The following is a 21,192-nucleotide window of genomic DNA, read 5'->3' as shown; positions in this document are numbered from 1 at the left end:
CCCCTACTATGTAACCAAGTTGTACAGTTTGGTTACATAGTTGAAAGGGTGGGGACATGCGTCTTACCAAGTTCGGCCATGCCTGTGTCCGCGTCGAGAAGGACGGCCGCCGCCTGGTGGTCGATCCGGGCGGCCTGACCGAGCCGCAGGCGCTGGAGGGCGCCGACGCGATCCTGGTCACCCATGAGCACTTCGATCACTTCTCCGAGGAGACGCTGCGCAGGGCCGCCGGGAGCGACCCGGCCCTGCGCATCTGGACCAACGCCTCCGTCGCCAGGCGGCTGGACGGTCTCGGCGCGCGCGTGACCGCCGTCGGCGAGGGGGAGGTCTTCACCGCGGCCGGCTTCGAGGTGCGGGTCTACGGGACGTGGCACGCCCTCATCCACCCCGACATCCCGCGCGTCGGCAACATCGGCTTCCTCCTCGACGGCGCCCTGTTCCATCCCGGAGACGCGCTCACCGTCCCGGACTCCACCGTCGACACCCTGCTACTGCCGGTGCACGGCCCTTGGTCCACCACCGGCCAGCTCATCGACTACGTGCGCGCGGTGGCCCCCCGGCAGTCCTACGCCGTCCACGACGGCGCCCTCAACGACGCCGGCGCCGCCATGGTCGGCGGCTTCCTGGGCGGCAGCGCTCCCGGCAGCGGGTCCCGCTACGACCGCCTGACCGTGGGCGCGTCCGTCGAGATCGGCTGAAGCCGCGGAGCGGCCTTGGCATTGGCGCGTGCTCCAGGCGGCAGGGCGATAAGAACTTCTGTTCTTATATAGTGTACTTTCGTTCTTATGGATGAGCTGGAAGCGCCCGGCGGGCAAGACGCCGCAGGTCGCGAGGGACGACGGGCGCGGCGGCACGATCCGCAGCGCGGCAGGCGAATTTTGGACGCCGCGCTGGAGGTGCTCGTCACGGACGGGGTCGCCGGGCTCACCCATCGCAAAGTGGCCTCGCGCGCGGACGTGCCCCTGGGCTCGGTCACCTACCACTTCGCGACCCTGGCCGATCTGTGCGCTCAGGCGTTCGCCCGGTACGTCGAGCAACGGATGGCCGAGTACGAAGCCCTCTTCACGCAGGTGGCCACGCGTGAGGAGCTGATCGACGTCCTGGTGGGCATCGTGCAGGGCGGGCCGTCCCGACACCGCAGCGCGGTCCTCGGCTTCGAACTGCACCTGGCGGCACTACGCGACCCCGCCCTGCGCGCGCTGACCCAGGAGTGGACGCGGGCCAGCCGCGCCGTGCTGGCCCGCTTCACCGGAGCGCGGACCGCCGCACGCCTGGACGCCCTGCTGGAAGGGATGATCATGCACGTGCTGCTGTCCACGGAACAGGAGTCGCGTGAGGAGACGAGAGCGGCCATCGCGCAGACCCTCGGCCCGGTCATCGGATCGGGGACATGAGCGCTCGTACCGGCAGCCCGGACTCGCGTGCGAGCGTGACCGCCGTACGGGCGACGTACCTGGTCTTCGCCGCTCTGGGCCTGGCAGGAGCGACGTGGGCGTCCCGGCTGCCGCACATTCGTGAGCGGATGGACCTGGACGCCGCCTCGGTGGGCCTCCTGCTGCTGCTGATCGCGGTCGGCGGTGTGATGGTGCTGCCCCTGGCCGGCCCGATCGTCACTCGCGTCGGCCCCCGGTGGGCGGTCACCGCGGTGGCCCTGCTCGTCGGCGCCGGTCTCGGCGCGATGGCCTTCGGCTTCGCCTTCTGGCCGCCGCTGCTGTTCATGGGGCTCTTCGTGCTGGGCACGGCCACAGGTGTCTGGGACGTCGCGGTGACCGTGCACGCCGCGGCCGTCGAACGGCGGCTCGGCCAGGTCCTCATGCCCCGCTTCTTCGCCGGTTTCAGTGCGGGCACGGTCGCCGGCGCCTGTTTCGGTGCGCTCATGAGCGCGCTGCGCGTTCCGGTGAGCCTCCACGTCGGTGCGGTGGCCCTGCTGATCGCGCTGCTGACGCCTTGGGCTGCTCGGCACTTCCTTTCCGAGCCGCGCCCGGCACACCCGCCGCGCGTCAACGCGCCGAAAGCGGGACCGGCCGCGTGGCGCGAGCCTCGCACGGTGGTCATCGGTCTCCTCGCCCTGGCCTTCGCGCTGGCGGAAGGGGCGGGCAGCAACCGGATCAGCCTGGCCGTCATCGATCGTGACCGCACCACGGCCGCCGTCGGAACCCTTGCCTACGCCGCCTTCCTCGCCGCGGTCACGCTGGGCCGTTGGCTCGGGCCGCTGATCGTCGACCGGCTGGGCCGGTCCGCCGCCTTGCGTGCGGCGGCCGGTTCGGCCTGTGCCGGCATCGTCCTGTTCGCCTTCGGGCCCGGTCTGTGGACGGAATTCGCCGGCGCGCTGCTGTGGGGCACGGGTGCGGCACTCGGCTTCCCCATCGGCCTGAGCGCCGGCGCTGACGATCCTGCCCGGGCCGCCGCCCGGGTCACAGTGATCACCTCGATCGCCTACTGCGGCTTCGTCGGCGGCCCGCCGCTGATCGGATTACTCGCCGACCGGACCGCTCTCGCGACGGCCCTGCTGGTCGTCGCCGCCCTCATGGCCGCCTCCATCACGCTGACCGGCGCCGCCTCACCGACCGCCCAAGAAGCGGCGCAAGCCGCCTCCACCGGGCCCGTACACGTAGCACATGAAGGAGAACACCATGCCGACCGGCACGCCTGTGATCACTGTCAGTGACGCCGAGCTGGACGACCTGCGCGCCCGGCTGCGCGCCACCAGGTGGGCCGAGCCCTGGCCGGTCGACGGCTGGCAGGCCGGCACCGACGCCGCGGAGCTGCGCCGCCTGGTCACCCACTGGGCCTCCGGCTACGACTGGCGCGCGCACGAGGCCGCCATCAACGCCCTGCCCTCGCACTTCGCCGACCTCGGCGGCACGCCCGTGCATTACCTGCGCTACGACGGCGAGCACCCCGGCGCGCTGCCCATCGTGCTCACCCACGGCTGGCCCAGCTCGTTCCTGGAGCTCACCGCCCTGGCCGAGCGCCTGGCCTGTCCCTCCCGGTACGGCGGCGAGGCGGAGGACGCCTTCACCGTGATCGTCCCGTCCCTGCCCGGCTTCGCCTTCTCGCCGCAGCGGCCCGCGCTCACCGACGCCGATCAGACCCACGATCTCTGGCACCGGCTGATGCACGACGAGCTCGGCTTCCGGCGTTACGCGGCCCATGGTGGAGATCTGGGCGCCGGCATCACCTCACGGCTGGCCGAGGCCCACCCCGAGGCCATCGCCGGCATCCACCTGCTCGCCGCCGCGGCCCCGGCCGGCTACGACCCCGCCGGGCTCACCCCCGAGGAGGAGGCCTACCTCGCCGCCGCCGCGGCCTGGCATAGTGAGGAGGGCGGCTACATGCACCAGCAGAACACCCGCCCGCTCACCCTGGCCCCCGCCCTGGCCGACTCACCCGCCGGGCTGCTGGCCTGGATCGTGGAGAAGTACCGCGCGTGGAGCGAGCGCCCGGGGGCCCTGTCCGACGACTACGTGCTCACCCAGGCGTCCCTGTACTGGTTCACCGGCACGATCTCCACCTCGTTCCGGCCCTACTACGAGTACGCGCACCAACTGACCCGCCGGGTGCGGCGGGTGGAGGTCCCCACAGCGCTGGCCCTGTTCCCCGCCGACCTGAGCCGGCCGCCACGGAGTTGGGCCGAACGCACCTACAACCTCACCCGCTACACCCGCATGCCCAGCGGCGGGCACTTCGCCGCGCACGAGGAACCCGAACTGCTCGCCCGCGACATCACCGAGTTCTTCCACGCCCACCGGTGAACGCCGGCCCTCTACCTGCGCGGTTCGCGCTGGCGCCGGGTGGCGTGGATGGAGCCGAGGAGGCCGAGGGCCTGGGCGCTGTCACTGCCCGGCTCGGCGTGGTAGATGACGAGCTGCTGGCCGGGGGCGTCGCGGACGTCGAAGGCCTGGTAGGTGAGCGTGAGCGGGCCGACGTCGGGGTGCAGGAAGTGCTTGGCGTCCTGGGTCTTGCCGCGTACGGTGTGGGCGTTCCAGAGGCGGGCGAAGTCCGCGCTCCGCTCGGTGAGATCGCGGACGAGTTCGGCCAGGCGCGGGTCGTCCGGGTCGAAGCCGGCCGCCTGGCGCAGGTTGGCGACGGTGGCCTGGGCCGCCCGATCCCAGTCGGCGTAGAAGCGACGGCCGGCGGGGTCGAGGAAGGTCATGCGGGCCAGGTTGTCCGCCGGATCGAACGGGGCATAGAGGGCATCGGCCAGGGCGTTGGCGGCCAGAATGTCCAAAGTCCGGTTCATCACGAACGCCGGAGTGTGCGGGTAGCCGTCCATCAGCTGGCGCAGCGCCGGGCTGACGCGTTCGGCGGCCTGCCTGAAGGGCCGGTCGTCCGGGGCGGTCCCGGCCAGCCGGTACAGATGCGCCTGGGCGTCGGCGTCGAGGCGCAGCGCGCGGCTGAGAGCGTCGAGCACCTGGCCTGAGGGGTTGCGCTCGCGTCCTTGTTCCAGGCGGGTGTAGTAGTCGGCGTTCACCCCGGCCAGGACGGCGACCTCCTCGCGTCGCAGCCCGGCGACCCTGCGGGCCCCGTAGCTCGCCATGCCGACATCCTCCGGCCGCAGGGCGGCGCGGCGGGCGCGCAGGAATTCTCCCAGGTGGTTGCCATCCATGCGGCCACGCTATCCGGCGGCCGGCTGTGCTGCCTGGGTGCGCCGCACCCAGGCAGCACACGTCCTGGTCGATGCCCTGTGACCTGCGCAGACTCGATGGAGTATCGCACCCATCACCGACGCACCCTCGAAGGAGCTCCTTGAACACGACCCTGGACCAGCTGCGCGGCGCCGTCCCCGGCCGCCGCCTCCTGCTCACCGGAGCGGCAGCCGTCGTCACCATGGACCCGGAGCTGGGCGTCCTGCCCCACGCCGACCTGCTCATCGACGGCGAGCGGATCGCCGCCGTCGGCGCAGGCCTACCGGCCGGTGACGCGCTGGTCATCGACGTGACCGGCGCCGTCCTGGCCCCGGGCTTCGTCGACACCCATCGCCACGCCTGGGAGGCGCAGCTGCGCCGCATCATGCCGGACGTCGACGACCTCGGCGAGTACGTCACCGCCACCCTGGCCGGCATCGCGCCCGCCTACCAGCCGAGGGACATGTACATCGGCACCCGCCTGGCCGCCCTGACCGCCATCGACAGCGGCATCACCACCATGCTCGACTTCTCCCACAACTCGCGCACCGCCGCCCACTCCGACTCCGCCATCCGGGCACTGGCCGAGACCGGCATCCGCGGCGTGCACGCCTCGATGCGCCCCCACTTCGGCGACTGGGACGGCCAATGGCCCGCGGACCTGACGCGCCTGCACGACACCTACTTCCCCGGTGGCGGGCTGCTCACCCTGCGCTTGGCCGCCCTGGCCACTGACGAGGTCGCAGGCCCCGACCTCGCCTACGGCCGGCACCTCGCCCGCACCGCCCACGACCTCGGCATCGGCGTCAGCATCGACGCCGTCTTCGGCCCGCCCTCCTCCGAGGCCATCCTCGGCTGGGCCAGGCAGGGCCTGCTCGGCCCGGACGTCTCGCTCATCCACTGCACCGGCCTGACCCCGCAGGCATGGCAGGCGATGGCCGACACCGGCGCAGGCGTCGCGCTCGCCCCCACCTCCGACGCCCAGATCGGCCTGGAGAGCGCGATCCCGGCCATCGACGAGGCCCTCGCCGTCGGCATCCGGCCCGGTCTGAGCATCGACGTCGAAGTCGCCCTGGCCAGCGACATGTTCACGCAGATGCGCGCCCTGCACACGGTTCAGCGCATGCGCGCCGTCAACACCGCCTACGGCACCGACGAGCAGCCGGCCCGGATCGGCGTGCACGACGTTCTCGACTTCGCCACTCTGCAGGGCGCCAGGAGCATTGGCCTGGGCGACGTCACCGGCTCCCTGACTCCGGGCAAGCAGGCCGACGTGCTCGTCGTACGCGCGGAAGACCTCAACAACATGCCGCTCAACGACCCCATCGGCACCCTCGTCCTGGGCTGCGACGCCCGCAACATCGACGCCGTCTTCATCGCCGGGCAGGTCCGCAAGTGGGGCGGCACCGTCCTGGACGTCGATCTGGCCGCGCTGCGCGAGGACGTGCGCGCCTCCCGCGACCGCGTCCTGCGCGCCTCCGGGCACGTCAGCCGCCGGCTCTGACCAGCCGCACCGTCGCTGGCGCGACCAGCGAAATCGGCCTGGCCATCACCTGTCCATGCAACGGAGCTCGTCCATGTTCAAAAATCCCCTGCACCTCCTCGGACTGTTCACCACGCTGCTCGCCTGCGCCGCTCCGGGCAGTGGCCGCGCGGAGCGCAACCCTCACCCGTACGTCGGCATGTGGATCACCGCCGACGGACGGATCCGCCAGGAACTCCTCGCCAACGGCCGCTACGAGGAGGAACGCGACGGTCGCAAGCGTGCCTACACCGGCCGCTACACCGTCACCGGCACCCACCTCGACTACCACGACGACCTCGGCTTCACCGCCACCGGCGACGTGCGAGACGGCGTGCTCTACCACGAGCACCTCGTGCTGTACCGGCAAGAGCGGCCGTCGTGACCGAGATCGACGGGTCAGCCCCGTCACCGGCGCCCGCAACCCGACAAGACCCGACCGAACAGACCACATCAACGACAGATCTGAGGGAGTTCCCATGACAGGACAACGACTCGCGGGCAAGGTCGCGCTGATCACCGGCGCGACCGGCGGCATCGGCGCGGCCACCGCCGAACTCTTCGCCCGCGAGGGCGCCCGGTTGGTGATCACCGATGTCGCCGAAGGACCGTTGCGGGAGCTGGCCGGCAGGATCGAGGCGGGCGGCGCGGAGGTCGCCGCCGCCCGTCTCGACGTCTCCTCAGCACGGGAGTGGGAGGAGGTGATCGATCTCGTACGCGAGCGCTTCGGGACGCTGAACGTGCTGGTGAACCTGGCCGGCATCGTGGACTGGCCCGGCATCGAGGACACGGCGGAGGACGCCTGGGACCGCGTCATCGCCGTGAACCAGAAGGGCACCTGGCTCGGCATGAGGGCGGCGATGCCGCTGCTGCGCGCGAGCGGCAACGCCTCGGTGATCAACACCTCGTCGGTGCTCGGGCTCGTCGGCAGCGGCTCGGCCGCCGCCTACCAAGCCTCCAAAGGCGCGGTACGGCTGCTGAGCAAGACGGCGGCGGTCGAGTACGCGCGCCAGGGCGTGCGGGTCAACTCCGTCCATCCCGGGGTGATCGCGACACCGATGATCCAGGAGCTCCTGGACGAGCAGGGCGATCAGCAGCCGGACATCCAGCGCACCCCGATGCGCCGGGCCGGGCGGGCCGACGAGGTCGCACCCGCCTACCTCTTCCTCGCCAGCGACGACTCCTTGTTCGTCACCGGCGCGGAATTCGTGATCGACGGCGGGCTCACCGCGTACTGAACAGCCGGACACCGAACGGACAGGGCCGCCACAGGCGTCGTCGCGCCGCGAACCAGCCGCTCACGCCTGCGGCGCCCCGGCCGTGGAACAGGAAGGGAACAGATTGATGACATCCGCCAATGTGACCACCCAGGCCACCCAGAGCACCGAGTTCGCCGGAAAGGTCGCCCTCGTCACCGGGGCCGCGCGCGGCGTGGGCAGGCAGACCGTCCGGCTGCTGCACCGCCGTGGCGCCCGGATCGTCGCCCTCGACCAGCGCCAGGAGGTGGCAGAGCTGCCCGCGGAGTTTCCCGGCGTCCACTCTCTGATCGGGGATGTCGCGGACGAGGCGGTGGCCGAGCGGGCCGTACGGGAGGCCGTCGAGCTGTTCGGCGCGCTGGACATCCTGGTCAACAACGCGGGCCGCACCTTGAACAAGCCGATCACGAACACGACGGCGCAGGACTGGGACGCGCTGATGGCGGTCAACGCGCGTGGCTCGTTCTTCTTTGCCCGCGAGGCCTTCCGCGTGATGCGGGAGCGCGGCGGCGGCGCCATCGTCAGCACGGGCTCCTACGTCTGCACCGTCGGCATGCCTGATGGCGTCGCCTACGCGGCGTCCAAGGGCGCCCTGGCCCAGCTCACCAAGGTCCTCGCCGTCGAGGGCGGCCCGCTGGGCATCCGGGCCAACCTCGTGGCCGCGGGCGTCATCGAGACCGACTTCCTCGACACCTTCCGCACCGACAGCCGCGAATACCTCGCCTCCTTCGCCAGCGCCCAGCCGCTCGGCCGGGTCGCCCAGCCCGAGGAGATCGCCGAGGTGCTCTGCTTCCTCGCCTCACCGCGCGCCAGCTTCGTCACCGGTGCCGTGGTCGCCGCCGATGGCGGCTTCACCTCGATGTGAGAATCAGTCAGCGCCGGCGGCCACAGTTCGTGGACGATGAAGACATCCGCAAGAACCTGATCATCCCCACCGGAAAACGCAAAGGCGAGAACCCGTTCCTGGCCAGCATCTACCGGGCCCTCGCCGAGCACGACAAGACCCAGACTTACCCCGAAGCCGTCGAGCAGGCGCACGCCGACTTCGCCCTCCTGCAAGGCCAAGACATTCCCCGTCGCCGCCCGACCCGCATCCGACGCCCGGGCGAGGTGCTGACAGCGCAAGAGCTCGAACTCCGCCGCCGACTGGAGAGTCAGCCTCACCCGGACGCGGAGCTCGATAGCGCACTCGATCAGCCCCACGCCGCACAATCGACGTCACGGCGCCCTCAGCATGGATAAGGGCCGCTCCCGCAGGCGGGGTTGAAACGCCAGGTCAGGAGGATGACCTTCCTCGCACGGCCCGTTTCAATGTGGTTTTGAGCTTATGTGGGCACCCTAATAGGCCTTCGAGACTGAGTGCAGGAATTAGCGGTAGCGACCTGTGACTTCTTCGCTTGTTAGCGATCCGTGATTTGTTGATCAGTGGGTGCGACGCCGGGGCGCGAGGACCTCGGTGACCTTGGCGATGGCCTCGGCGCCGGGTTTGACGTAGCGCATGGCGGTGCGGGGGTTCTTGTGGCGGGTCTTGCCCATGATGCGCTGCAGTGGGACTTCGGCCTCGCCGAGGTGAGTCGCGGCGGAGTGGCGCAGCTGGTGCAGGTCGAGGCCGGCGTACTTGTCCAGCAGGACGCGGGCGCGGTCGTAGCCGAGGCGGGCGCGGCCGGTGTGCGGGCAGATGTCGCCGGCGGCGGGCCTGCGGGCCGGGACGGGGCGGCGTTCGGACAGGAACAGCGGGCCGTGGGTGCGGGTGCTGCCGTCCGGCAGGCGGAGCAGGCGGGGCAGCAGGTGGGCGGTGCCGCTGTCCCCGTACACCCACTCAATGGCGCCGCCCTTGGATCGGACGGGCGCCCGCCGATGCTCCAGGTCCAAGTCCTCGATGTTGAGCGCCAGGATCTCCGCGGCCCGGGCCGTGGTCTCATACAGCATCCGCCACAGGGTCTTCTCCCGCAGGGGGATGTCGCGGCGGGACAGCAGCCGGTGGATGGTGGTCTTGGCGACGGCGCGGGTCTCGTCGGCGGTCTCCTTGCGGCGTTCAGCCTCAGCCGGGACCAAGGGGGCGGCCCAGTGTTTTCTTGGTCTGGCACCAGGTGAGCCAGGAGGTGACGGCGGCGCGGTTGCGGTTCCAGGTGGCCGGCGCGCAGCGGCCCCACAGTTCGGTGAGCGCGGCGCCGATCTCGGTGTCGGCTACGTCGGCGAACGGCCGGTCGCGGCCGAGCAGGGCGATGACGCGGTCGATGGCCGAGGCGTAGGCGCGGTGGGTGTTGGGGTTGGCCGTGCGCGCCGTGGCGAGGAAGGCGTCGGCGGCCGCGGCGAGGGTGACGTGCTCGCCGCGCAGGGCGGTGATCTTCGGCACGGGGCTCATGCCGGCTCGCCGCAAGGAGTGCGGCGAGCCGGCTGTGTGTGGTGGTGGGGTTACTTCTTTGGCATGAGTACGGTGTCGATGATGTAGACGGTGGCGTTGCGGGTGGGCACGTTGCCGCACACCACAGCGGCGTCGCCGACGGTGTAGTCGCTGCCGGAGCCGGTGGTGGTGATCTTGCCGCCCTGCAATGTAGTGAAGGAGCCGCTTTCCAGGTCGGCGGGGGTCTTGCGGCCGGAGACGACGTGGTAGGTGAGGATGTCGGTCAGCGTCTTCTTGTCGGCCAGCACCTTGTCCAGCGTCGTCTTGTCGATCTTGGCGAAGGCGTCGTTGGTCGGGGCGAAGACGGTGATGCCGTCGGCGGAGTTGAGGGTGTCGACCAGGCCCGCCTTCTTCACCGCGGTGACCAGGGTGGACAGGACCGGGTTGTTGGAGGCCGCGGTGGCGACCGGGTCGTCGGCCATGCCGGTGAAGCTGCCCTCGCCGGAGGCGGGAACCGCGGAGCAGGCCGCGCCGAACGGCGCGCCGGCGGCGGGCTCGGCGCCCGAGTCGGTGGCCATCGGGGCGCTGCTGGTGGATGGAGCCGCTGCCGTGTCGGCGTTGGTGTCCGCGCTGTCAGCGCCGCAGGCGGTCAGGGACACGGCCAGGGCCAGCAGGGGCAGAGCGGCGGCCAGGCGCTTGTTCGTGATCATGTGTGGGTTCCTTACCGGGGTGAGGTGGGGCAGGTGAAAGGGGTACGCGGCCAGGGCTGCGGATGACCGCGATCATGTTCTGCGCCGGGGCGGGCGGGCCCGCGCGGCCGTCATCGCGATCGGGCCCGCCGCATCGGTGGGCCCGACCGATGCGGCTACATGGTGGGCATGAGCACGGTGTCGATGATGTAGACGGTGGCGTTGCGGGTGGGCACGTCGCCGCACACCACGCGGGCGTTGTTGATCGTGTAGGTGGTGCCGGAGCCGCGGGTGGCGACCTTGCCGCCCTGCAGCGTGGTGAAGGAGCCGCGTCGCAGGTCGGCCGGGGCCTTGCGGCCCTTGACGACGTGGTAGGTGAGAATGGCCGTCAGCGTCTTCTTGTCGGCCAGCACCCTTTCCAGGGTCTTCTTGGGGATCTTGGCGAACGCCTGGTTGGTGGGCGCGAAGACGGTGATGCCATCGGCCCCGTTCAGCGTGTCGACCAGGCCGGCCTTCTTCACCGCCGCGACCAGGGTGGACAGGGCAGGGTTGTGGGAGGCGGCGGTGGCGACCGGGTCGGCGGCCATGCCGGCGAAGCTGCCCATGCCCGTGCGGGGCACGGCCGAGCAGGCGGGCCCGAAGGGACGCCGCGCTGCCATCGGCTGGGCGGCGGCGGACCAGGTCAGCGCGCCCGCAGCGGTGTCGGCGTGCCGGGTGGAGGCGAGCGCTGCTGCGCCGGTGCCGGTCATCGAGACGGCCATTGAGATGGTCATGGCCAGGATCGGCAGTCCGGCGGCGACGTGACGAGTGTTCATGATGCTCCTGTGTCTGGTGGATGGAGTGTGGAGGGGAGTTCAGGTGACGGTCACCAGGACCGTGTGCCAGCCGGTGGCGCCGTCCGGGATCGGCGGCACGCGTTCGGCAGGCTGGGTGTGGCCGGTGGCGTCGGTGGCGCGGACCTCGATGCGGTGCTGTCCGCGGGCGGCTTGCCAGGTCGTTTGCCATTGCCGCCAGGTGTCGGGCCCGGCGGAGGGGGCCAGGTGGGCTGGGCTCCAGAGGCCGCCGTCGACGCGGACCTCGACGGCGGCGATGCCTCGGTGCTGGGCCCACGCGGTCCCGGCGACGGTGACGGCCCCGGCGGGAACCTCGGCGAACGGTTTGGGCACCTCGATGCGGGAGGCGGTCTTGATCGGCGCTCGTTCGGCCCAGCCTCGCCGGGTCCAGTAGGCGCGTTCGTCGGCGAAGCGGGTGAGTTTGAGGTCGGTGACCCATTTGGTGGCCGAGACGTAGCCGTACAGGCCGGGCACGATCATCCTTGCCGGGAAGCCGTGCGCGGGTGGCAGCGGAGCGCCGTTCATCGCGATGGCCAGCAGCGCGTCTCGGCCGTCCAGCACCGATTCCAGCGCGGTGGAGGCGGTCCAGCCGTCGGCGGAGCGTGACAGGATTTGATCGGCCCCGGCCTGGATGCCGGCTTCGCGCAGCAGCGCCGCCAGGTCGACGCCGAGCCAGCGGGCGTTGCCCGCGTACGGGCCGCCGACCTCGTTGGACACGCAGGTCAGGGTGATGTCGCGCTCGGTCAGCGGCCGGGCCAGCAGGTCGGCGAAGGACAGTTCGACCGGGCGGTCGACCAGGCCGTGGATGCGCAGCGTCCATTCCTGGTGCGGCACGCGCGGGATGATCAGCGCGGTGTCGACCCGGTAGAAGGCGTCGTTGGGGGTGGTGAACGGACCCAGCCCCAGAACTCTCAATCCCACGCCCGGCGGGAGCGGCCGGGCCGGGTCGGCAGGAGGCGGCAGCACCAAGGCGCGGCCATCAGCGGACGCCTGCCGTGCCGAAGTGATTGCCCGGCCGGCGCCGCCGGTCAGGACGGCCGCCCCGAGCACGAGGGCGCCGCGAGTGAGCAGGGCCCGCCGATCGGCTGCTGGCACCGGCAGTTGGAGGGGATGGACGTAGCACACCACGCCGCCGAGCGTGATGCGGCTCTCACGCGCGGGGCGGGGCCGGCGGCGGGTGTAGAGCAGGGCGAAGCTGCTGCCCGCCGCCCCCACCGCAGCGGGCAGCGCGTCGATCGGTCCTGCCCCCGGCCGGGACAGCGCCGCGGCCCCAGCGATCGCCGCGAGCCCTGCCAGGGCCGCGATGGCCAGGCGCGGTCGCCGGGGCGCGGCCGTTCCGACGGCCGCCGACGCGGCCGCGATCACGGCCGCCAGCGTCAGGAGCAGGACCGGCTTGTCGGCGGAGCCGAAGGCGCGGATGGCGAAGTCCTTCAGCCACGCCGGGCTCAGATCGATGACCGCCGACCCCACCGCGAGCAGCGGACCGGCCTGCGGCCGACCCACCAGCGCGGCGGTCAGCTCCGCCACCCCCAGCGCCAGCGCTGCGGCCAGCACACCGAAGACCCCGGGCACGCCGGCCCCCGGCATCCGACCCGCCGACACGGCGGCTGGTGGCGGGGCCGGTGTGGCAGCCGCCACGTCGTCGGCTTGTTTCTCAGCAGTCACAGCAGGGCTTCGGAATCACGGCGGAAACGGATGGGTGCCGGTTTCCCGACGGCGGGAGGAGTCAGCGGGAGGAGTCAGGCAGTGGGCACGTCCACCACCAGCAACGGCGTAGTGGTCGGCTGCCGCGAACCGCCGGCCGGCTCCACCGTCACCCCCACCTGACCCACATCGGCCCTGATGGCACTCAACACCGGCACGGTGCCACCAGAGCCGCTGGAGGCAAGCAGCCCGGACGAGGTGATCCGCCCCGGCGCGATCTGCCACAGCTGGTAGACCCGGCCTGCCGGCGGATCACCCAGCCCGGCCGCCCAGAACACCAGCGCGCCCTGCGAGCGCGACAACACCAGCGTGCCGCGACCACGCCCGCCCCCGGCGGACGGCACCGTGGCCGGGGCGGTGACGGCCCGGGCGTCATCGGCGCCCAGCACCGCGGCCATCCGCTGCTCGGCACGCCGGGCCTGCTCCAGTTCCTGACGTGCCTGCACCGTTGTCACACCCAGCCCAGCCACCACAGCCAGCGCCGCCGCCACGCTCACCGCCGCCAGCCAGGGCCGCCATGCCACCCGCCACACCCGCCTCGCACGTGATGCCGATGCGACCGCCGGCGGCAGCTGACGCACCTGATCGATCTCAGCCAGCACCCGCGCCCGCAGACCAGGCGGCGGCTCGGCCGCCACCGCCACGCCCAGGCGCGCGGCAGTCTCGCCGAGCGTCGCCGTCTCCCGCGCGCACTCGGCGCACACAGCCAGATGCCGTTCAAAACGACGCAGCTCACCCTCGTCGTCGATGGCATCCAGCGCGTACGCACCCGCCAGGGTGTGCGGGTCGAACCCGCCCTCTGCCGCCTTCATCGCTCCACCCCGAGGCAGTCGCGCAGCCGGATCAGCCCATCGCGCATCCGTGTCTTGACCGTCCCCAATGGCGCCTTGACCAGCTCGGCGACCTCCCGATACGAGTAGCCGCCGTAGTAGGCGAAGGTGACCGACTCGCGCTGCAACTCGGTGAGGTTGTCCAGGCAGCGGCGCAGCCGCTCGCCCTCCAACCGGCCCACCACCAGCTCCGACACCTCATCAAAGGCTCGGTGCGGCTCCAGCCTCGCAGCTCGCTCCTCCCGGTCGGTGCCCGCCTGCGCCGACCGCACCCGGTCGATCGCACGCCGATGCGCGATGGTCAGCACCCACGCAAGCACCGACCCTTTGGCCGGCTCGAAGCGGGCGGCGCTGCGCCACACCTCCACCAGCACCTCCTGCGACACCTCCTCACTGTGCGCCCGATCCCGCAGCACCCGCAGCACCAGCCCGTACACCCGCGGCGCCAGCGCCTCATACAACCGCTCGAACGCCGCCCGGTCGCCTCTGCCGACTGCCTGCAGCAACTCCTCCAGCCCCGGCGGGCCACCACCCGGGCGGTCCTCGCCCACCGGGGACCACTCACCCGCTCCCATGAAGCCCCTCCTGCCCCGGCCGGCACAACACCAGCCGCAAGAGCTTCGGAGCCCACCACGTACCGGATGGGTGAAGGACTCCGCTCCTGCCCTGCGATCTGTCCCACGGGCGAAGGGCCCGACATTGCTGGGCAGGAGCTGGACGACGGTGATCATGGCCAGCGGGGACTGATATAAAGATCTGGTTTCTCGCGGGGGTCGATGAGGAAGCCGAATAGATCGCGGCCGCAGTCCAGCGCCTGCATGCCCCGCGCAACCTCGTCGGCCACCTGGCCACGATGGCCGGACGGCTGACGACCGGACCCGCACGTCGGCTGTCGAGTGTCCCGAACCAGAAGGTCTTGGCCGGTCGAGCGCTGGGACGGCGCCTACCCTCAGTCCTTCGAGCTCCAGCCAGGCCCACCAGAGGCCCGAGTGCCACATCAACTGGCTGACGCGGCTGCGCGCCGCACATCGAGAGCGTCACCGCACCACCGACGCATCCGTGACTGTCCTTCGCTCACTTGAGCTGTGTCGACGGGCAGGGGAGAGGCCAGCACGCGATCGGGATGCCTGCCGGGCACACCTGGACCTCTCGAACACGGGGCCCTGAATACTAGGGATCTGTGGTCCTGATCGAGCGGTTCTGGGCGTCCTGCTGTTCCGGCCCACGCCGACTGGTGAGGGAGGACCGAGCGACGCCTTCTGTCCCATGCGGGCTCCACCTGGAGCAGGAGCCTCGCCGTGCGCCACAATGGGCGACGATCTTGACTCCCCTCCCTGGACAGGACATGAAATCCCTCATCGCCGCGCTCGCCCTGGCCACCGCTACCCCGACGACCGCCCATGCCTCCGCCACGCCCGACCCGGTGGCCGTCGTGCGCGGCCTGCTGGCCCGCAATGCGGGCGTCACGCTGGAGTTCCTGGGCAACATGGGCACCGATCTGTTCTGGCAGAACGACGCCACCCGCGAGCAACTGTCCGGCGGCGTCGGCCTGAAGGGAACCGGCAAGCTCCAACTGGGCCCCGCCGGGGTGACGGCCTCCGAAATCACGCGCGTCGTCCAGCTGGACGGGCAGCGCTTGATGAAGCAGGAGGCCGCCAAGGGGGACGCCTACTTCGCAGGCCTGCTCGAGTCCGCCGGAACCACCCGCATGATCAGCACCAAGGGCTGGCTGTACCATCTGCCGCCGAAGGCCCGCATGTGGCTCCGTACCGGCCGCGCCGGCGGGGGCGCGGCGGCGTACGGCGACCAGATCATCAACGTGCTGGAGCCGGCCACCCTGGCCAAGCTGCTGTCCACCGCGGACCGGTCATCGGTGACGCCCTGGTACAAGAACCGTACGACCGGCCGCAAGCAGCGCATCTACTCCCGCAGCGGCACGATCACCCTCAAGGAGCTGTACCGGATTTCCCCCACCTTCCGCGACGCGGCGGGCACGTCGGCCGTCGGCACCGACGAGATCTGGTGGGAGTACCTGTACGACGACCGTGGCCTGCCGGACCGGCTCGGCTGGCACTTCGTGACGACCACGAAGGCCGACTCCGTCGGGCTGGGGCACAACCGCATCCGTTCGGTGCGCCTGGTCACGCGGTTCTGGGACTGGCAGGCCAAGGTCTCCATCACCGCCCCGAAGGCGACCCCGGGGCGGGCTCCGGCGGTGGACGAGATCACCGACATCCTGCGCGCGGGCGCTCGCCCTCGCTGACGCGGGCCGGGCTCACCTCCACCACCGTGGGATTGATCAGTTCGCCGGGCTCGGTGTCGCCGGGCCGGCCGAGCCCGCGTTCACCTGCCAGGTGGGTGAAGAAGCCGAGCGCCGTCTGCGAGCGGCCGGCGTCGCGCACGCACAGGAACAGCACGATCGGCACGCCGGCGTCGTCCTTGCCCTCGACGCGGGCCGGCGCGGCTCTCCGTTGCCGGTTCCCATGAGCCGGGACCGCCGCTGGCCCCGACTCCGCTAAGCTCGCTCGGGTCGCGGTCAAGGCGGGGGGCGACGGCAATGACTGGGGTGTCTGATGGCGCGGTCACGCTGACCGGAGGTCGCATGGCATCAGAAGTCCTCCGAAAGAACGACACGGTTCTGCGGCCTGCATCGAATTCCTCTGCATTCATGGCCGCGCTTCTCAAAACCTTCGAGCAGCAGAATTTCACTGGCGCCCCGAAGTATTTGGGCCAGATGGACGACAAGGATATGTTCACCTTCATCCCGGGTGACGTGCCTGCGAAATTCCGGGCCCTGGTCCGATGACCAGGTAGGCCCGGCGGCCCGCCTGTTGCGTCAGATGCATGACGCAACGCGCGGAAGCGAATTGGCCGGTCGCTTCGATGTGGTGTGCCACCATGACCCCGGCCCCAACAACGCGGTCTTCCAGAACGACACGCCGGTCGCGTTCATCGACTTCGAGCAGGCGGCCCCGGGCGGCCGCCTTGAAGATGTCGCGTACATGGCGTGGACCTGGTCGATCTCGTCGAAACAGACGATGGCGCTGGTGGATCAGGCGGCGCAGGTGCGCCTCATCGCCGACACCTACGGCCTGCACGAGGCGGAGCGCCACGCGCTGACCGACTGCGTTCTGGAACGGCAATCGCGCAATGTTCGTTTCTGGGCAGAGCTCGCGGCACATCCGCAAACAGCCCCAGCTGGACCGGAGGTCCTGGCTGACCGGATCGCGTGGAGCAGGAGAGAGCAGCACTTCGTCTACGCGCACCGTCAGGTGTTCGACCGGGCGCTGGCCTGACCGCTGGCAGGCCGGCTCAGCCGCTAACGTGCGCGTCGACGCACCAGACGTCGACGAAATCCGAAGATCCCGAAACGGCTTCTCAGTGCATGGGAGATCACCGCTGAGAATGGCCAGGACCTCAGCGAATAACGACGTCGCCGGACGACCGAAGGCCGGCGCCGGAACTCAGCGGATAATAAGGACGGTGGCGGCCGTGGCAATCCCCGAGGGCCGGACCGGGCGACCGGAGGTCGATCAGTTGCTCGATCGAGCCGACACCGAGCATCGGGCTGTGGCCGAGCTGGTGACGATCAACCACGCCGAGGGCCTCGTCTCCCGCGCCCGGCAAGCCGACCTCGCCGCCGAGCACCAGGCGCTGCATGTGCAGTACGAACGGGCGGAAGCCGAGCTTGCCGTCGCGACGGCAAGCGGCGATCCGGCCCGGATCGCCAGTGCCCGCCGTGTCCGCGACGAGGCGAGCGCCGCTTGCGACCGCGTTGGCCGCACGCTGCGCGAGGAACTGGCGGGGCTGGCGGAGGCGGGCTTCGCGCGCACCGGCGAGTTGCTGGCGAAGATGCGCATCGCTTGGCGGGCCGAGGACACCGCGCGCGAGGCGCTGCGACACAGCACCCGGGGTGCCGGCCCGCTCGACGGCGACGCTTACGGGCGGGCGTGACCGCGTCATGCGCCTCAGGCCGAGCGCCACGCCAGCGACAGCCGGGCCGCGTCGTCGACCCCTAGTCCGTCGGCGGGCTTGACGACGACGTGATCGAGGAGCAGGGCCAACAGTTCCTTCTGCGTATCCGGGTCCGCGCTCGCCCACCAGCTCTCCATACTCGTCTTGTCCGGTGGGATCAGCTCGGCGCCGCGGCGGTGCGCGAGGGCCAGCAGCAGATCGGGGGCCGCGGCGGTCCGCAGTTGCTGCAGCACCTGCGGCGCCACGGCCGGCACCAGCACGCGCACCAGGCCACAGCCGTCAGCTGGACATGCGAAGGTGACGACTCCGGCGGTCATGTCGGGGATCAGGCCGCAGCCGCGCCCGCCGCACATCACCAGCCCGGCCAGGACCAGGTCGGCGCGCCAGCCGTACTCCACTGCCGTCTCCTCGCGGCCGGGAAGCGCGGCGATCATCTCCGTGGCCTGCCCGGCGGTCAGGTCGCCGGCGACGTAGGCGGCATGTACGAGGGCCACCTTGTTCCCATCGTCGGTGTCCCGGGTGTGGGTCTGCCCGGTGTCTGCTGGCGGGAGTGGCGGCGCTGGGGCGTCGGGATGGGGCGGTACGACGGTGAGGCGGCGCGGGGGAGACGCGTCCGCTGCTGGCTGGTCGGCCATGGTGACTCCCGGGGGACGTAACTGCGACCCAGCGTAGGCAGAGGCGCCTGGGCGCGTCATCCATTCGCTGCCGGCCGGGATCCTCCGGCAGCGTTCGATGTTCTCCGACATGGTTCAACGACCTTCGGTCCCCGAAGCATTCGGGCAAGCGCTCGGCGGCTGTCGAGCCGCATGACGGCTGCTTCTACCCGGATGTCAGGGTTCTCGGGGCGGCGGCCGGGGCCACCTGGATGAGTTCGATGCAGTTCTGCACGTCAGTCCCGAACACCGCCGCGCGCCGCTACCGCACCTGACAGCGAGCCTGGGCCTGCGGCTCAGTCTTCGGGAAGAAGCGCGTCGCCAAGGATGACCTCGGGTTGAGATCCGGTCCCTCCGGACTCCATGAACGCGCACGCGATGGTGATGGCGCTTTCGCCGGTGGGGTCGTCCGGCTCCAGCGGGTCGAGGTTCTCGTCATAGGCGAAGGCCGCGTTGCCAGGCTGATCGGCCAGCTCCGCGCCCTGCAGGTTCAGCACCAGGCGGCGGACTTGCCCCGCAAGGGCCGGCTCGTTCCAGCCAGGGCGGGGATTGGCCTCAACCGACGTGTCGATGCTGACCTGGACTGACACCGGCACCTGGGAGTGCACCCATCGTCGGGCCATGCCGTCCTCATCGCCGTCGTCAATGCGCGTCATCTCGAGCTCACTCATGCTGATCATCATCATCCCAGGTCAGCCACCGTCCCTGAGGACGACACACCACCGGCATGGCGCGAGATCGCAAAGGGCGCTGCAGGGCGCTGTGGCGTAGCTGGTGCAGGGTCCAGCCTTCGCCGTCCGGGTCGAGCCGAGCTGAGGCGGTCTTGAACAGGTACTCGGCGCGCGGGTAGGACAGCCGGCCCCGCCCGGTCTCGGGGCAGAGGTCGGCGGCCGCGGGAGTACGGGGCCCGGCGGCGATCGCGGTGGAGACGTCGAACACGACGCGCACGCCGGGCCCGCGCCGGTTGGTCAGCTCGGCGGCGTCGCCGAGCTGCAGCGCGGGATGGCCACGCAAGGCAGCCAGGACCAGAGCGGCGACCTCGCGCACCCGGTCGGCGTCGTCGCCCATGAGACGGAGCTGCACCATCAGACGCTCACCTCCGCCGCGCTGGTCGGGGCGTGGTCGAGCTCGCCGCCCTCGACGCTCACGTACGTCACGTGGCGGTCGCCTTCTTCGCGCGCTGGCACCGTGGCGGCCGCGCGCCGCAACCGGCCCGCGCGGGTCAGCGCCTCCAGCACCCCTGCCGTTCCTGCGGCGGACCCAGTGATGGTCAGCCGCACCTCGTCCCGCGCGCCCGGCTCTACCTGATGGCCCTGCGCTCCCGAACATGGCCCCAGCCCCAAAGTAGGTTCTGATCGGCCCTCCGCTCACGAAGGCCCAGCAGGTTAGCGTGGGTGATCTTGAATATGACGCAAGCGTGCGATAATCCGCCGATGCCTTCACCCGTGGATGCCGTCGTCGCCGCCGAGATCGAGGATCTGCTCGCCGTCCCCGTCGCCCGCTTGGAGGAGCTGGACGGGCACCCCTGGGTGCTCCGCGCCCACCTCGCCGACGGCTCCCCTATCATCGTCAAGCGCCTGCGTCCCGGCGGCTACGGCCTGCGTTCCGCCGCGGAGTTGATGCGCTGCGAGCGCGCCGCGCTGAAGCTGCTCGATAAGGACTTGGGCCTCGCCCACCTGGGGCCGCGGCTGCTCGCGGCGGAGCCCGACACCCAGATGCTGGTGATCGAGGACCTCGGCCCACGCACCGAGCTTGCCCGTCTGCTGCGCCACAACGGCCTCACCCCGGAGCTAGACGACCGGCTCACCGATTTCGCCGCCGCCGAGGGCGAGATCGCCGCCGCCTCCGCCAGCCGCGCCGCGGACTTCGCCACGCGCCGCGCCGAGCTGGGCACCCCGACGCAGGAACTCGGCGACGGAGAGCACGCCTGGACCGGGCTGTGGCGCACCGCGCCCGAGCGGGCCGCGGAGTTCGGTGTCCCGATGCCGGACGCCGCGGAGCGCGACCTGCGGGCCGCTGGGGCCGAACTCGCCGAGCCCGGGCCGTTCCTGGCCTTCACCAACGGTGACCCCGAGGCGAATAACTATCTCACCATGCCAGACGGCGACGGTCGGTTGATCGACTTTGAGGGGGCGGGCTTCCGCCATGCGCTCACTGCCGCGGCCGGGTTCGCCGTCCCCGGCTCACTGTGGATGGCGGTCTGCGGGGAGCGCCAGATCGCTGCGTTCCGCACTGCCCTGGCGCGCGGCATCCCCGAAGCCGAGGACGACCGGCGGTTCGGGTTCGGCCTCGCCTCGGCGGCTGCGGTCTGGACGGCGATCCGCTCCAACGACCTGCGCAAGCGGGAAGCGCGCGAGCCCGGCGACGACTCGCGGATCCAGCTGGTGGCGGGCCTGGAAGCCGGGGCGCGCACTGCGGATGCCTGCGGGGTCTTCCCCCACTTCGCCGCCTGGTGCCGGTCGACGGCCGAGGTGCTGCGCCGCTGCTGGCCCGACACCGACGTGGACACTGCGGCCATTGCGCCCTACACCTGGAGGTCGCGGCCCTAGCCAAACGCACACGGGCCGAAGCCTGCGGTGTCCTCAAATGTTCTAATGCCGACATCCTCGTGGCCCTGTTCACGAGAATCGGGTCTGTCATCGCCGAGGCCAGGCGGGCGATCGGTGGCCGAGGTCCGGAATCCATCCAGTCCGAAGGTCAGGAGCCGCTCTCCCTGGGGTGGGGAGCTCTGCTCGCCCGCCCATGCCGCCGCGTTGAC

General features: G+C 71.1%; 28 protein-coding genes. 14 read left to right on the top strand and 14 right to left on the bottom strand.

Features of this window, described 5'->3' with window-relative positions:
• The first annotated feature begins 56 nt into the window (after positions 1 to 56).
• The 4 genes from AB0J46_RS49875 (at position 57) to AB0J46_RS49860 (ending at position 3,755) form a co-directional block, all read left to right on the top strand.
• Positions 57 to 698 carry an MBL fold metallo-hydrolase gene (locus AB0J46_RS49875; protein ID WP_364343863.1) on the top strand — a complete coding sequence of 214 codons (642 nt, stop codon included), beginning with the start codon at positions 57 to 59 and terminating at the stop codon, positions 696 to 698.
• Between the two features lie 87 nt (positions 699 to 785).
• Complete coding sequence (locus AB0J46_RS49870; RefSeq protein ID WP_364343860.1) at positions 786 to 1,394, top strand: TetR family transcriptional regulator; 609 nt, start codon at positions 786 to 788, stop codon at positions 1,392 to 1,394.
• Positions 1,391 to 2,668 carry an MFS transporter gene (locus AB0J46_RS49865; protein ID WP_364343857.1) on the top strand — a complete coding sequence of 426 codons (1,278 nt, stop codon included), beginning with the start codon at positions 1,391 to 1,393 and terminating at the stop codon, positions 2,666 to 2,668. Before AB0J46_RS49870 ends, AB0J46_RS49865 begins: the two co-directional genes overlap by 4 nt.
• The gene (locus tag AB0J46_RS49860) at positions 2,619 to 3,755 is read left to right on the top strand and encodes an epoxide hydrolase family protein (RefSeq protein WP_364343854.1); all 1,137 of its coding nucleotides are present in this window, start codon (positions 2,619 to 2,621) and stop codon (positions 3,753 to 3,755) included. The genes AB0J46_RS49865 and AB0J46_RS49860 overlap by 50 nt, the downstream gene beginning before the upstream one ends.
• A gap of 11 nt (positions 3,756 to 3,766) precedes the next feature.
• On the opposite strand, the gene AB0J46_RS49855 is transcribed toward AB0J46_RS49860, so the two are convergent.
• Positions 3,767 to 4,609, bottom strand: a complete 843-nt coding sequence (locus AB0J46_RS49855; protein WP_364343851.1) for a helix-turn-helix transcriptional regulator — start codon at positions 4,607 to 4,609, stop codon at positions 3,767 to 3,769.
• A 140-nt stretch (positions 4,610 to 4,749) separates the two neighbouring features.
• Between AB0J46_RS49855 and AB0J46_RS49850 the strand changes: the two genes are divergently transcribed.
• From AB0J46_RS49850 to AB0J46_RS49830, 5 genes are all read left to right on the top strand, one after another.
• Positions 4,750 to 6,132, top strand: a complete 1,383-nt coding sequence (locus AB0J46_RS49850; RefSeq protein WP_364343848.1) for an amidohydrolase family protein — start codon at positions 4,750 to 4,752, stop codon at positions 6,130 to 6,132.
• Between the two features lie 73 nt (positions 6,133 to 6,205).
• Complete coding sequence (locus AB0J46_RS49845) at positions 6,206 to 6,535, top strand: Atu4866 domain-containing protein (RefSeq protein ID WP_364343845.1); 330 nt, start codon at positions 6,206 to 6,208, stop codon at positions 6,533 to 6,535.
• Between the two features lie 94 nt (positions 6,536 to 6,629).
• Positions 6,630 to 7,388 (top strand): glucose 1-dehydrogenase, encoded by a 759-nt coding sequence (locus AB0J46_RS49840; protein ID WP_364343842.1) that lies wholly within the window; start codon positions 6,630 to 6,632, stop codon positions 7,386 to 7,388.
• Positions 7,389 to 7,494: 106 nt separating this feature from the next.
• Entirely contained in the window at positions 7,495 to 8,271 is a 777-nt protein-coding gene (locus tag AB0J46_RS49835; protein ID WP_364343839.1) for an SDR family oxidoreductase, read from the top strand.
• Positions 8,272 to 8,300: 29 nt separating this feature from the next.
• Positions 8,301 to 8,648 (top strand): hypothetical protein, encoded by a 348-nt coding sequence (locus AB0J46_RS49830; protein ID WP_364343836.1) that lies wholly within the window; start codon positions 8,301 to 8,303, stop codon positions 8,646 to 8,648.
• Between the two features lie 180 nt (positions 8,649 to 8,828).
• Here AB0J46_RS49830 and AB0J46_RS49825 read toward each other — a convergent pair whose 3' ends face one another.
• From AB0J46_RS49825 to sigK, 7 genes are all read right to left on the bottom strand, one after another.
• Positions 8,829 to 9,461 carry a site-specific integrase gene (locus tag AB0J46_RS49825; protein ID WP_364343833.1) on the bottom strand — a complete coding sequence of 211 codons (633 nt, stop codon included), beginning with the start codon at positions 9,459 to 9,461 and terminating at the stop codon, positions 8,829 to 8,831.
• Positions 9,448 to 9,771 carry a hypothetical protein gene (locus AB0J46_RS49820; protein WP_364343830.1) on the bottom strand — a complete coding sequence of 108 codons (324 nt, stop codon included), beginning with the start codon at positions 9,769 to 9,771 and terminating at the stop codon, positions 9,448 to 9,450. The genes AB0J46_RS49825 and AB0J46_RS49820 overlap by 14 nt, the downstream gene beginning before the upstream one ends.
• A gap of 50 nt (positions 9,772 to 9,821) precedes the next feature.
• Positions 9,822 to 10,460 (bottom strand): fasciclin domain-containing protein, encoded by a 639-nt coding sequence (locus tag AB0J46_RS49815; protein ID WP_364343827.1) that lies wholly within the window; start codon positions 10,458 to 10,460, stop codon positions 9,822 to 9,824.
• Positions 10,461 to 10,615: 155 nt separating this feature from the next.
• Complete coding sequence (locus tag AB0J46_RS49810; protein WP_364343824.1) at positions 10,616 to 11,254, bottom strand: fasciclin domain-containing protein; 639 nt, start codon at positions 11,252 to 11,254, stop codon at positions 10,616 to 10,618.
• Positions 11,255 to 11,293: 39 nt separating this feature from the next.
• Complete coding sequence (locus tag AB0J46_RS49805) at positions 11,294 to 12,844, bottom strand: molybdopterin-dependent oxidoreductase (RefSeq protein ID WP_364343821.1); 1,551 nt, start codon at positions 12,842 to 12,844, stop codon at positions 11,294 to 11,296.
• A 167-nt stretch (positions 12,845 to 13,011) separates the two neighbouring features.
• Entirely contained in the window at positions 13,012 to 13,788 is a 777-nt protein-coding gene (locus AB0J46_RS49800; protein ID WP_364343818.1) for an anti-sigma factor, read from the bottom strand.
• Complete coding sequence (gene sigK, locus AB0J46_RS49795) at positions 13,785 to 14,381, bottom strand: ECF RNA polymerase sigma factor SigK (protein ID WP_364343815.1); 597 nt, start codon at positions 14,379 to 14,381, stop codon at positions 13,785 to 13,787. Before sigK ends, AB0J46_RS49800 begins: the two co-directional genes overlap by 4 nt.
• A gap of 770 nt (positions 14,382 to 15,151) precedes the next feature.
• Here sigK and AB0J46_RS49790 point away from each other — a divergent pair.
• Positions 15,152 to 16,069, top strand: a complete 918-nt coding sequence (locus tag AB0J46_RS49790) for a hypothetical protein (RefSeq protein ID WP_364343812.1) — start codon at positions 15,152 to 15,154, stop codon at positions 16,067 to 16,069.
• Here AB0J46_RS49790 and AB0J46_RS49785 read toward each other — a convergent pair.
• Positions 16,032 to 16,232: a hypothetical protein gene (locus AB0J46_RS49785; protein WP_364343809.1), complete on the bottom strand. Its 201-nt coding sequence runs from the start codon at positions 16,230 to 16,232 to the stop codon at positions 16,032 to 16,034. The genes AB0J46_RS49790 and AB0J46_RS49785 overlap by 38 nt on opposite strands.
• A gap of 140 nt (positions 16,233 to 16,372) precedes the next feature.
• Between AB0J46_RS49785 and AB0J46_RS49780 the strand changes: the two genes are divergently transcribed.
• The 3 genes from AB0J46_RS49780 to AB0J46_RS49770 all read left to right on the top strand — a co-directional run bounded on the left by AB0J46_RS49780 (position 16,373) and on the right by AB0J46_RS49770 (position 17,760).
• A complete protein-coding gene (locus AB0J46_RS49780; protein WP_364343806.1) occupies positions 16,373 to 16,612 on the top strand; it encodes a hypothetical protein in 240 nt (79 codons plus the stop codon).
• A 34-nt stretch (positions 16,613 to 16,646) separates the two neighbouring features.
• Positions 16,647 to 17,102 carry a phosphotransferase gene (locus AB0J46_RS49775; protein WP_364343803.1) on the top strand — a complete coding sequence of 152 codons (456 nt, stop codon included), beginning with the start codon at positions 16,647 to 16,649 and terminating at the stop codon, positions 17,100 to 17,102.
• A 196-nt stretch (positions 17,103 to 17,298) separates the two neighbouring features.
• The gene (locus AB0J46_RS49770; protein WP_364343800.1) at positions 17,299 to 17,760 is read left to right on the top strand and encodes a hypothetical protein; all 462 of its coding nucleotides are present in this window, start codon (positions 17,299 to 17,301) and stop codon (positions 17,758 to 17,760) included.
• 14 nt (positions 17,761 to 17,774) lie between these two features.
• On the opposite strand, the gene AB0J46_RS49765 is transcribed toward AB0J46_RS49770, so the two are convergent.
• From AB0J46_RS49765 to AB0J46_RS49750, 4 genes are all read right to left on the bottom strand, one after another.
• The gene (locus AB0J46_RS49765) at positions 17,775 to 18,275 is read right to left on the bottom strand and encodes a hypothetical protein (protein WP_364343797.1); all 501 of its coding nucleotides are present in this window, start codon (positions 18,273 to 18,275) and stop codon (positions 17,775 to 17,777) included.
• 455 nt (positions 18,276 to 18,730) lie between these two features.
• A complete protein-coding gene (locus AB0J46_RS49760) occupies positions 18,731 to 19,105 on the bottom strand; it encodes a hypothetical protein (protein ID WP_364343794.1) in 375 nt (124 codons plus the stop codon).
• Entirely contained in the window at positions 19,098 to 19,520 is a 423-nt protein-coding gene (locus AB0J46_RS49755) for a hypothetical protein (protein WP_364343791.1), read from the bottom strand. The genes AB0J46_RS49760 and AB0J46_RS49755 overlap by 8 nt, the downstream gene beginning before the upstream one ends.
• Positions 19,520 to 19,672 (bottom strand): hypothetical protein, encoded by a 153-nt coding sequence (locus tag AB0J46_RS49750; protein WP_364343788.1) that lies wholly within the window; start codon positions 19,670 to 19,672, stop codon positions 19,520 to 19,522. Before AB0J46_RS49750 ends, AB0J46_RS49755 begins: the two co-directional genes overlap by 1 nt.
• A gap of 195 nt (positions 19,673 to 19,867) precedes the next feature.
• Here AB0J46_RS49750 and AB0J46_RS49745 point away from each other — a divergent pair, with 195 nt between their 5' ends.
• The gene (locus AB0J46_RS49745; protein ID WP_364343785.1) at positions 19,868 to 20,983 is read left to right on the top strand and encodes a hypothetical protein; all 1,116 of its coding nucleotides are present in this window, start codon (positions 19,868 to 19,870) and stop codon (positions 20,981 to 20,983) included.
• Here the strand turns inward: AB0J46_RS49745 and AB0J46_RS49740 are convergent.
• Positions 20,980 to 21,192: hypothetical protein (locus AB0J46_RS49740; protein ID WP_364343782.1), on the bottom strand; the 213-nt coding region annotated here is incomplete at its 5' end. The genes AB0J46_RS49745 and AB0J46_RS49740 overlap by 4 nt on opposite strands.

Source organism: Nonomuraea sp. NPDC049758, assembly GCF_040674635.1.
Lineage (GTDB): Bacteria > Actinomycetota > Actinomycetes > Streptosporangiales > Streptosporangiaceae > Nonomuraea.
Note: the sequence above shows the minus strand (reverse complement) of the source record. Positions and strands in the feature narration are given on the sequence as shown.